7 protein-coding genes, 1 tRNA gene and 1 pseudogene are annotated in these 11322 nt (G+C 52.4%); 7 read left to right on the forward strand and 2 right to left on the reverse strand.

Features of this window, described 5'->3' with window-relative positions:
- Positions 1–23 precede the first annotated feature (23 nt).
- The 7 genes from WC317_05090 to WC317_05120 all read left to right on the forward strand — a co-directional run bounded on the left by WC317_05090 (position 24) and on the right by WC317_05120 (position 6879).
- A complete protein-coding gene (locus WC317_05090) occupies positions 24–566 on the forward strand; it encodes a 2-oxoacid:acceptor oxidoreductase family protein (protein MFA5339503.1) in 543 nt (180 codons plus the stop codon).
- The gene (gene gltX / locus WC317_05095; protein MFA5339504.1) at positions 567–2639 is read left to right on the forward strand and encodes a glutamate--tRNA ligase; all 2073 of its coding nucleotides are present in this window, start codon (positions 567–569) and stop codon (positions 2637–2639) included.
- Between the two features lie 47 nt (positions 2640–2686).
- A complete protein-coding gene (locus WC317_05100) occupies positions 2687–3886 on the forward strand; it encodes a prepilin-type N-terminal cleavage/methylation domain-containing protein (GenBank protein MFA5339505.1) in 1200 nt (399 codons plus the stop codon).
- A 19-nt stretch (positions 3887–3905) separates the two neighbouring features.
- Entirely contained in the window at positions 3906–4502 is a 597-nt protein-coding gene (locus WC317_05105; protein ID MFA5339506.1) for a hypothetical protein, read from the forward strand.
- Positions 4503–4547: 45 nt separating this feature from the next.
- Entirely contained in the window at positions 4548–6161 is a 1614-nt protein-coding gene (locus WC317_05110; GenBank protein MFA5339507.1) for a glycosyltransferase family 39 protein, read from the forward strand.
- 61 nt (positions 6162–6222) lie between these two features.
- Positions 6223–6296 (forward strand) — tRNA-Gln (locus tag WC317_05115).
- A 22-nt stretch (positions 6297–6318) separates the two neighbouring features.
- A complete protein-coding gene (locus WC317_05120) occupies positions 6319–6879 on the forward strand; it encodes a hypothetical protein (protein MFA5339508.1) in 561 nt (186 codons plus the stop codon).
- Positions 6880–6952: 73 nt separating this feature from the next.
- Here the strand turns inward: WC317_05120 and WC317_05125 are convergent.
- Both WC317_05125 and WC317_05130 read right to left on the reverse strand, forming a co-directional pair.
- A pseudogene (locus tag WC317_05125) lies at positions 6953–10087 on the reverse strand (efflux RND transporter permease subunit).
- A gap of 1 nt (position 10088) precedes the next feature.
- Positions 10089–11243 (reverse strand): efflux RND transporter periplasmic adaptor subunit, encoded by a 1155-nt coding sequence (locus WC317_05130; protein ID MFA5339509.1) that lies wholly within the window; start codon positions 11241–11243, stop codon positions 10089–10091.
- Positions 11244–11322: the final 79 nt, after the last annotated feature.

The raw sequence follows: 11322 nt of genomic DNA on the forward strand, positions 1-11322 counted from the left end.
AAGCCACTAAAAAGAATAAGAAAATGACAGAAGAGATAATTTTCGCGGGTTTCGGCGGGCAGGGAATAATGGTGATGGGCAAGGTCCTTGCCTGGGCCGCGATGCGCGAAGGGTTAAAGGTTACGTGGATGCCTTCTTACGGCGCAGAGGTGCGCGGCGGCACGGCGCATTCAATGGTGGTCATATCGGACGAAATGGTCCCTTCGCCGGTCGTGACGACCCCGACCGCGTGCGTCGTAATGAACAGGCCGTCTATGGACAGGTATGAGGATTCTCTAGCGAGATCGGGCACTTTGATAGTGAATTCCACGCTGATCGACAGGCAGGCGGCGAGGAAAGATATAGATGTCCTGGAGATACCGGTAACCAGGCTGGCCAAAGAGCTGGGCAATACGCGCTGCGCGAACATGATAGCGCTCGGCGCGCTGAACGCGAAATTGAAGATAGTATCGATGAGGGCATTGGTCGACGCTTTAAAGGAAGTGATTCCTCCGGACAAGCGCGGCCTTATTCCGATGAACGAAGAGGCGCTGAAAGAGGGCGCCAAATTGGTCTCAAGGCAATAGATGGTAAAGGTAAGGTTCGCCCCGTCTCCGACGGGTTTTCTCCACATAGGAAGCGCGCGAACCGCGCTCTTCAACTGGCTCTTCGCCAGGCACATGAAAGGCACTTTTGTCTTCAGGGTGGAGGACACCGACAGGGAGCGGTCGAAAGACGAATTCCTCCGGGAAATAGTATCTTCGCTCGAATGGATGGGCATGAATTGGGACGAGGGGCCGTTCTACCAGACCAAGCGTCTCGATGTCTACCGCGAATACGCCAAAAGGCTGCTTAAGGAGGGAAAGGCGTATGAGGCGGAGGGGACTCTCGGAGGCGAGAAGGCGGTTATACTCACAATGCCGAAGACGACGATGACGATGGACGATATCGTCCACGGGCCGGTATCGTTCGATATGAACCTGCAGAAAGACCTCGTTCTCATGAAGTCGGACGGATTTCCCGCCTATAATTTCGCGTGTGTCATCGACGATCACGACATGCAGATCACCCACGTGATACGCGGCGACGACCATATATCGAATACGCCGAAACAGCTGGCGGCCTATCAGGCTCTCGGTATCGAGCCGCCGAAATTCGCGCATATACCGCTAATATTGGGGACGGACCGTTCGCGGATGTCAAAACGCCACGGCGCGACTTCTATTTCGGAATACAAAGAGATGGGTTTCCTTCCCGACGCCCTCGTCAATTACATCTCCCTTTTAGGCTGGGCGCCGACAGGCGACCGCGAGGTGATGCCGATCGACGAGATAATAAAGGAATTTTCCCTTGAGAGGGTCGGGAAGACCGGCGCCGTATTCGATATAGACAAACTGATCTGGATGAACGGCGAATATATCAGGGCAAAAAAGACGGAAGACCTGGTCCCGTTCGTTGCGCCGAGGCTTAAAGAGAAAGGCGTAATAGGAGACAACTACGATAAGATGCGGCTCAAGGAGGCGGTGGAGCTTTTTCATCCCCGCGCGAAGACGATCGTAGAGCTCGCAGATTCCGCAGCGCCGTTTTTTACGGATGCGGTGGATTACGACGAAGCCGCGGTCGCTTCTGTCCTCGCGAAGGAAGGGGTAAAGGCAAAACTGGAGGCTGTTATCGCGAAATTCGGGCCGCTCAAGACGTTCGATCCTCAGACGCTCGAGGCCTGCGTCAGGGACCTTGCCTCGGAGTCGGGCGTTAAGGCGGCGGATCTCATACATCCGGTCCGCGTAGCCGTCACGGGCCGGAAGGTCGGCGCGAGCCTCTTTGAGACCCTTTCCCTTATCGGAAAAGAAAAGACGCTGGCGCGCCTTAAAGCGGGCCTCGCGAAGGCCTTATCGGTCATGATGGCAGCCGGATTTTTGATGACATGCCGGGACCTGCGGGCGGAGAAGATATACTACAAAGACGGGACCATAGTCACGGAGCAGGTGATCGGCCGCGATAAGAGATCGGTCTGGGTCAAAGACCCCTCGGGGGATATAGCCGTAAACCCGGATCGCATAGAAAAGATCCTGAATGATGACGGGTCGGTCTCCAGGTATGATTACGGGACGATACTGAGGAAGATAGAAGAGAAAGTGAGAGCCGGCGATTACAACGAGGCCGCGGACTTATGCGACCTTTTGGTGCAATCGTTCCCGAAGAGCAACGAGGTCCATTACCTTCGGGCGGTGCTTAACCAGAAGGCCGGAAGATTTTCCAAGACCGCCGAAGATTACAAATTCATAATCGACAGCAAGAATAGCGACGCCAAGGTCTTTAACAACCTCGGCGCGATATACGCCGCGGATAAAGACAACCGGCGCGCGATGGAGATGTTCAAGAAAGCCGCGGAGATGAACGGCGATATGCCCGAAGTCCATTATAACCTCGCCTTCCTGTTCCTGCAGGAGAAGGACTACGATAAAGCGATAGATGAATACAATAAAGTGATAGCCAAGGAACCCGATAACACCACGGCCTTGTATAATCTTGGCGTGGCCTGCGCGTTCAAGGGGGATTTTGCCGGGGCGAGGGACCGGTTCGAAAAAGTCATCGCGATAGACAAGGGCGACGAAAGCGCAAAGAAAGCGCTTAAGGCGCTTTTGAGAAAAAATAAGTAGTTTGATATTTCTCATAAATATGATAAAATTATAATATGAAAAGAGTTATGCGATATAAGAGGTCAGGGATAAGGGCGTTTACCCTAGTCGAGATATTGATCGTGCTGGCGGTAGTAGGAGTCCTTTTTGGCCTTATATTCGCTTTCTACAGGTCCGCCGTAGACAGGTCCAAGTATGTCGAGGCCGTCGCGACGGTTGATTCTATCAGCAAGGCCGAAGAGATAAACGACATGAATACCGGCGAGTATGTGGCGGCCGCCAACACGCAAGAGGTAAACGAGAAACTCGGGCTTGACATAGAGTCGAGGGAATATAACTATAAGGTTGTCGGCGTAACGAACGATAATTTCATCGTCCTGGCGGAAAAGATACTAGATGATATCAATAGCGGGGACCTTTCTTCGGATCAGGCCGTAATAGCCAGGAACAAGTCGGGCCCGATTCCTCCGGAATCGGTCGATACCCAAGGAGATGAAGCCCCTCCCGGAGAAAATAGTCCCCCCGGCGGTGATTCTCCCGGCGGAAGTCCGGGCGGCGGGGCCCCTTCGGGCGAAAACAGCCCGGTTAGCACCCCGGGCGGGGGCGGAAGCCCTAGCGGCGGCGGCGGGATACGGACGATAAGGCCGCGCCAAAGCACTCTTAGCTCCGACATATTGAATTTGCTGGACGGCACTATTTTCGGGCAGTGGGCGCTTGACCTTATCGCTAACAACAGCATAAAAGTAGTCTATGTCAATGTTGATGATTACGGCGCCACGGGCTCTTTGGCTTTTTGGGGAGGCATAGAAAGCGGATATTTAGTCGTAGGCAGGCATAATGTATTTGTTACAGGCAACACTATATTCATAAACGAGCACCTTTCCGCGCTCGGGTATCCCGATACTGCCATAGCTTCCATAATCACGCATGAGGCTACTCATGCCGATTACGACTATCATCCTCAGGCGTGGATAGACGCGACTAAACTCGCGCATCCGGAATTGACGGATAGCGACATCCATATAACCCAATATCCGGGTGATTCCATAGACCAGGAATATCAGGCCTTTAATAGTTCCACGAATACCTGGAGAGAGATAAGGGGAGCCGATAGAAATACCGAAATGGATGACTGGATCACGCTCCAGGATACGCCTCCTCCGCCTATAGGTATAGGACCGGAAGCGGCCATGAAGGCTGAGGTCAGGAACAGGTATCCGACCAATCCGCCGATACCGATAGGATCGGGCGGGTTGCCGGAATATTGATATTATCGGAGCAGACCATATGAAAAAATCGGCGGTAACGGTTTTTATTTTATTATTAGGAGCGGCCTATATGGTTACTTGTAGCGGTTGTTCCGGAGCGGGCAAATATAAAAAATATTCCAGCACAGACCCGGAGCTCAATTTGACGATGGATCATATCCCGGGCTGGGAACCCAGCGAGACGCGCGGCGCCCATAACAGCTATGCCGATGTCTATTTTGGCGAACCGTGGGATAAGGTGGGGGCGAAGACACGCAGGGCGTCCATTGAAGTCATTTCTTTCCAGGGCCCTAAGACCGGGACGCCGGATATCTCGGCCGTTGCCGAGGGGATCACCGCCGGTAATTTGAAATTTAACGACGGCAAACTGCTCGGAAAAGAGAAGATAAAGCTTCCTGCCGGAGAGGCGATGGACCTTTCTTTTTCCTTTAAGGCCCCGGACAGGCTTTACAGCACGGCCTCTAAACTGGTGCCCGTAAAAGAAAGGGTCGTGATCTTAAATAATGGCGGCAAGCTTTATACCGTCAAATACCAGAACAGGGAAGAGGCTTTTGACAAATACAGCAAGGATTTCGACCATATAGTCAGGTCGATAAGGTTTAAAGTGAAAAGGTAGCATTTTGCCGTCGGATTTCAACCGGTTCCCTCCCGAATATTAAAGATGAATGATAAAATAAACGTTCTTATACTTATAGCATGCTGTTTATTCTTGTATTTTATCGGAAGCGCCTCCATTAATCTTACCGATCCGGACGAGGTCTTCTACGCCGGTACGGCAAAAGAGATGCTCGCTAACAAGAGCCTCCTTACGCCGCTTATCTTCGGCAAGCCCCAATTCGAGAAACCTCCGTTATTTTACTGGATGCTGATGGGTTCATTCAAGGCCTTCGGCATCAATACATTCGCGGCGCGGCTTGTCCCTGCCCTGGTCGGGCTGTTAGGAGTCTTGGGGACTTATTTTTTCATGAGGAAGATATCCGGCGCCCAAGTCTCTTTTTACGCGGCCCTGTTCCTGTCGGCCGCGTTTTTGTATTTCGGGCTTTCAAAGACGGTGATCACCGATATCGCCTTTTCGGTCTTTACGGCATTCGCCCTTTACTCCTTTTACATCTGGTACAGGTCCAGGAAAGACCTTTATGTAGTCCTTTTTATGGTAACCCTCTCCTTGTCCGTATTGACAAAAGGTCCGCTCGCCGTAGTCCTTGTTTTCGCCGCCATAATACCTTTCCTCTTCTTGGTCAAGGGGGCGAGTGCGTTGCCGGCATTTTTGTTGAACAGGTACTGGCTCATATTCCTGGCGCTCGGATGCAGCTGGTTTATTTATGCCGTCGCAAAATACGGGAATGAGTTTGTCGGGGAATTTTTTGTGCGCGATAACTGGCACAGGATTATCTATGCCGAACACCGGAGTTCCGACAGATGGTATTTCTATCCGGCCGTCGTAATGGGGGGCATGGCCCCGTGGACAGCTTACCTGCTGTTCCTGGGAAAGGGTTTTAAGGAGCATAGGGACGAATACCTTTTCTTTATCTCATGGATCGTCTCGACCTTTTTGATATTAATCTGCGCGCATTCTAAATTAGCCAGTTATATACTTCCGCTCTTCCCCGCGCTCTGCTGCGCCCTTGCCATTTCCGTGAATTCCCTGTCCGGAAGGCCGAAGACGCTTATCGCCGCGGGAGCCGTTAATATCCTCTTTGGGGCGGCGGGCTTGATAGCGTTGCCGTTGATCGCGAAAGAATACCCGAGCCTGGCAAGGCCGCTTTTTTTGGGCCTTTTCCTGCTTTTCCTTTTCATGGCGGCAGGAGGGGTATCGCTGATAAAAGGCAGGATAAAACAGGCGGTATTTTTGAATATCGCGGCGCTCGCGGCTTTCCTGCTCGCGGGTGTCTCTTCGGTCCCGGCTAAACTTGAAACGGCTTTTAGCGATCACGGCCTTCCTGAAATCGTGAGGAAGCACGGGTATGAAGGAAAGCCGATAGTATGCAGCAAGATGTATGTGAGAGGGGTATATTTTTATACCGGAAACCCGGTCCTGGTATTGAATATGGGCGGGAAAAAGCCTTTTTGGAGCGATCATCCTCTGGATGTATTGAGCACTGAAGCTGAGGCGGTGACTTTTTTCAGGGATAAGGATAAAGTGCTGTGCGTCTTGACCGAAGAAGGCCTGGAGAAGATAAACGGGTTTTTCGGAAGCGGCAGGAGGAACGCGGTAATATCGAGTAATTTAGACAGGGTGGTCGTCCTAAGCGAAAAAATCCCCCCGTTAAAATAGGTTTTATTTCCGCCGGAAATCAGGTATAATTATCTTCCGGCAATATAAGATCCGAAGTTTCTGCCCCGTTGGGTAATGGTAGCCCACAAGATTCTGGATCTTGCTGTCTAGGTTCGAGTCCTAGCGGGGCAACCAAAAATAACAAAAGGAGACCGGCATGAGCAGGGCTTATTTGGCTGTTTTGGCAATTGCGGCGGCGGCAGTGTTCATCTTTACGCAATCATCCGTTAATGCGGCAGACAACTTACTTCTTAACCCGGGGTTTGAGTCGGGTACGGATATCACTGCGGACAACTGGAACGGCTGGGGCGGCGTCGAGCGCCTCAACGAATTCAAGCATGGCGGCGACTGGTGCCTGCATGACTGGGCCGCTGACGGTACCGATAACAGGGGTGCCTACCAGGATATCAACACGACCGCGGGGACAAAGTATGTTTTCACCGGTTATATAATGAGTCCCAACGAGTCGGGCATGCATAAAAGTCCCCTCGCCGGAGGCGAGGCGTTCCTGGAGATCGAGTGGTTTCAGGGTGACGCTAAATTGAGCAGCATAAAGAGCGAGAGCGTTACCGGAGCGACCGACTGGAAACAACTCTCGGTAAGCGGCCCGGCCCCTGACGGCGCAGATAAGGCGAGATTTGTAGTTAAGGTAACAAGCGCCGCCGGATCGAGCGGGGATATCTATTTTGACGACTTAGAGGTAACGCAAGCCCAGTAGTTGCAATTAAGTATGATTACAAATAAAAAACCCTTCATTTAAGAAGGGTTTTTTATTTTACGGAGAACTACAATTATTCCTTCCGCGCCTTGCGCGCCGAATCCGACCGCGTCATCTCGAACTTATCGAGATATCTTTCCTGGAACTTCTGCATATAGAGGAATATCCCGGGCGTGACGAAGAGGGTCACTATCTGGGAGAATATCAGTCCTCCTACGACGATCAACCCGAGAGGCTTTCTCGACGCGCCGTCAGCGCCATAGCCGAGCGCGATAGGCATCGCGCCCATGATGGCCGCGAGGCCGGTCATGAGTATGGGGCGGAACCTGACAAGGCAGGCGTTGTATATGGCGTCGAAATCATTCATATTGTTTTTTACGAGGTTCTCATTCGCAAAGTCGACCATCATGATGCCGTTCTTCGCGACGATGCCGAGGAGCATGAATATACCGACATATGCGTATAGCGAAAGTTCGGACCCGAATATGTACAACGTGACAAGGCCTCCGAATGTGGCGACGGGAAGGGTCGTAAGTATAGTGAAGGGGTGGACGTAGCTCTCGTAAAGGATGCCGAGTATGACGTATTTTATGAAGATTGCGACCAGTATGAGGAACCCGAGACTGGCGATAGCGGACTCAAATTGCGCGGCTTCTCCCTCGAACGCGCCGGTTATTCCGTCCGGCAGTACCTTCTTTGCGGCGTCTTCGAGCGACTTAGTCGCGTTCCCTATGGGGACCTGCGGGTCGAGGTTGAACGAGAGCGTGGCGGAGTTCAACTGGTTCAAATGCGGGACATTCTGCGGGCCCAACCCGATCTCCCATTTCGCGACCGAGCTTAACGGGACCAGTTTATTGGTAAAAGACGACCTGATATATATTTGCGAGAGGCTCTCCGGCCTCAATTGGAAATTTTTATCCAGCTCGACGATGACGTTATACTGGTCGACGTCAGTCTTATATGTAGTGACCTTTCCCTGTGCGAAAGCCAGCAAGAGGGCATTTTCTATATCCTGCGCCGTCAATCCCAGGGTAGAGGCGCGGTCGCGGAGTATCTTTATGTCCAGCTGGGGCAGGTTCAGCCTTATGTCGTTTTGAATGTCGAGGAAGCCGGGAAGTTTTTTCATTTCGTCCTGGAGCTTGAAGGATATTTTATAAAGCTCATCCCGGTCCGAGCCGGTCAGCGTGTACGAATATTTTTCTCCCTGCGCCGTCGCCTCTCCTCCCGCGCTTACCTTTATGGCGGGTATCGCCATCAAGAAGACCTGGCCGTCCGGCAGCGTGGCCATCTTTGTGCGCAATTCCCGGACGACATCAGGCATGGGCTTTCTCTTATTGCGTTCCTTGAGGACGGTATAGGCTATGCCGGTGCTCTGGTCGGCGCCCGGGTTAAGCCCGGTCACGGTGACGAACCTGTCCACATTGGGATCGTTTTGCAGGACGTTATTTATCTTGTCCTGGTATTGCCTCATCTGTTTGGTCGAGGTGCCGAGGGGCGTCATCATCATGGAGAAGATACTGCCGCTGTCACCTTCGGGGATAAATGTCTTCGGCAGGGCCTGGAAGAAGACGATGGTTCCCGCGAAGCATATTATCCAGGCGATGACGGTCGTCAGCGGCCGCTGCAGGGTCCATTTTAGCATGACGCCGTACCTGTCGATAATGCCTTTCATGAACGCGGTGATGGCCCTCTGGAGGCCGGTCTCTCCCACGCCCTTTGCTTTAAGCATGCGCGCGCACATCATAGGCGTGAGGGTAAGTGATATGATCCCCGAACAGAGGATCGCGACGACTACCGTAATGGCGAATTCGCGGAATATCCTTCCTACGACTCCGCCCATGAAGACGAGGGGGATGAATATTACCGACAATGATAACGTCATCGATATGATGGTAAATGTGATCTGCCGGGCGCTCTCTATCGCGGCCTCCATAGGCTTCTTGCCTTCTTCGATAAGGCGGACAGTATTCTCAAGCACGACGATGGCGTCATCAACGACAAAACCTATGCAAAGCGTAAGCCCCATCAGCGACATCTGGTCGAGGCTGAAGTTCAATGCGTACATGACGACGAAAGTCGCGATGACGGACAAAGGAAGCGTGATGCTCGGTATTATCGTGTCGGATATCCGGCCCAGGGAGAGGAAGATTATGGCTACGACGAGGAAGAGCGCTATAAGTATGGTCTGCTTCACATCGTCTACGGATTCGACTATCGAGACGGACTTGTCGTAAAATACCTCAAGCCTGGCAGAGCCGGGCAGTTCCACCTGGAGCATATCGATGGTTCCGCGGACCCGCTTGGAAAGTTCGACCGTGTTCGAGCCGGCGGAACGGGAGACCGCGATGACGACGGCCCCGGGCCTCATCTTCTGGCCGGGCCGCCCCAGCATGGGATTTACCACGTCGTTGTCCATACTGTCTATGCATTTCGCGACGTCCCTGAGCCTTACGGGACTGCTGTCGCGGTAAGCTACGATAAGTTCCTAGTAATCTTTTGCCTTGAAAAGCTGCCCGTGGGGTTCGATGGAGAATGCCCTTGTGGTGCCGTTCAGGCTGCCTGCCGGTATCAGCACGGTCCCGGAATACAATACCTGGGCTATGTCGTTGAGCCCTATGCCGAAAGCCGAAAGCTTGTTGGGGTCGACCTGTATCCTGACCGCGGTCTTAGCGCCCCAGACCTGGACCTGTGATACTCCGTCTATCATGCTTATCCTTTTTCCGACGGTCCTGTTGCCGAGGTCGTATAGCTGCCCCGAAGTCAGGGTATCGGATGTAAGCATCAAATAGAGTATCGGCGTATCCGAAGGGTTGACTTTTTGATATGACGGCGGCTCGGGCAGGTCGATAGGCAGGTTCCCCTGGGCGCGCGCGATGGCTGCCTGCACGTCAGGCGCGGCAAGATCGACGTTGCGGCTTAAGTCGAAGGTGAGTATTATCTGCGACTGGCCTTCAGTATTGTTCGATATGATGCTTGTAAGACCCTGTATCTCGGTAAACTCATTCTCGAGAGGGGAGGCGACTGCCGATGCCATAGTTTCCGGGCTCGCGCCGGGATACGCTACCGTGACCAATATGACAGGGAAGTCTATGACCGGAAGGTCGCTTATAGGCAGAGTGAAAAACGCGACGATACCGAATATCGTAACGACCACCATCATAAGAGTGGTCATTATCGGTTTTCTGATGAAGTTTTCGGTAAAGCTCATATTATTTTGCCTCGGCTACCGGCGTCCCCGGCCTTAGTCCCATCTGGCCTACCGTAACGACGGTTTCGCCGGCCTTTACGCCGTCCTCGATGATTATATGGTCGTCTTCCTTGCTGCCGACGATAACATTTCTCAGGTCCGCTTTCTTGTCAGGGGAGACGACGAAGATGTAATTTCCCTGCTGTCCGATCTGGACGGCCTCATACGGGACCACCACGGCATTTTTCTTTATCGCGAGATGCAGCCGGACCGTTACAAACTGCCCGGACCAAAGCTTCATACCATGATTCGGCACTATCGCGCGCAATAATACGGTCCCGGTCGTGTTATTGACCGCGTTGTCAAGGAAATGGAGTTCCCCTTCGTAGGAATCCCCTTCCTTTCCCGCCCTATCCTGCGTCACCCCGGATCCTTTTTCAAGCGTCAACACGACCTTTAATTTGCTTTCGGACATAGCTTTCCTTACGCTGCCGAGGTCGCGCTCGGGTATCGTAAAATCCACATAAAGCGGGTCTATAGTCTTGACGTTAACGAGCGTAGGCCCGTCATTTGCCGTCAGTATGTTGCCTTGGTCGACCTGGCGCTTTCCCGTTAAGCCGTCTATGGGAGAAACTATATAGCAGTAATTCAAATTGATCTTGGCGAGGTCTATATTCGCGTTGTCGCTCTTTACCGCGGCTTCGGACGAGGTCACGTCCGTCTGGAGCTTATCGAAATCCTGCTGGGATATAAGTTCTTTTGCGAGGAGCTTCCTATTCCTTTCGACCGTATCCTTATTGAGCTTAAGGTTGGCTAGGTCCTGTATCAGGGCCGCTTCGGCCCTTTCCAACTGGGCTTTATATTGGCTGGGATCGATCGTGAAAAGCAGGTCCCCGGTCTTGACCAGGTCGCCCTCATTGAAATTCACTTGCATTATCTGGCCCGTGACCTGCGATTTTATGTCCACGTCGTTGGGGGAATCGAGGTTCCCGAAAGATTCTATGAATACGACGACATCTTTCTTTTCAGCCAGCGCCGTTTCCACATTGCGGGGAGGGATCGCCGCCTTGGCCGGCTTCTTTATGAGTTTCGAGATAAAGAAGACCGCCAGAAAGATTATAAGCAGTACTACCGCTAATTTCAGCAGACCGAATAACCTGTCACTTGTCTTGTTCATTTGTTATATCTCCCGCATAAAGTGAACCCGTCGCATGGGCCAAGTCGGCCAGCGATACGAATAGGTCCTTTTTTGTCTG

Source organism: Candidatus Omnitrophota bacterium, from assembly GCA_041653595.1.
GTDB lineage: Bacteria > Omnitrophota > Gorgyraeia > Pluralincolimonadales > Pluralincolimonadaceae > Pluralincolimonas.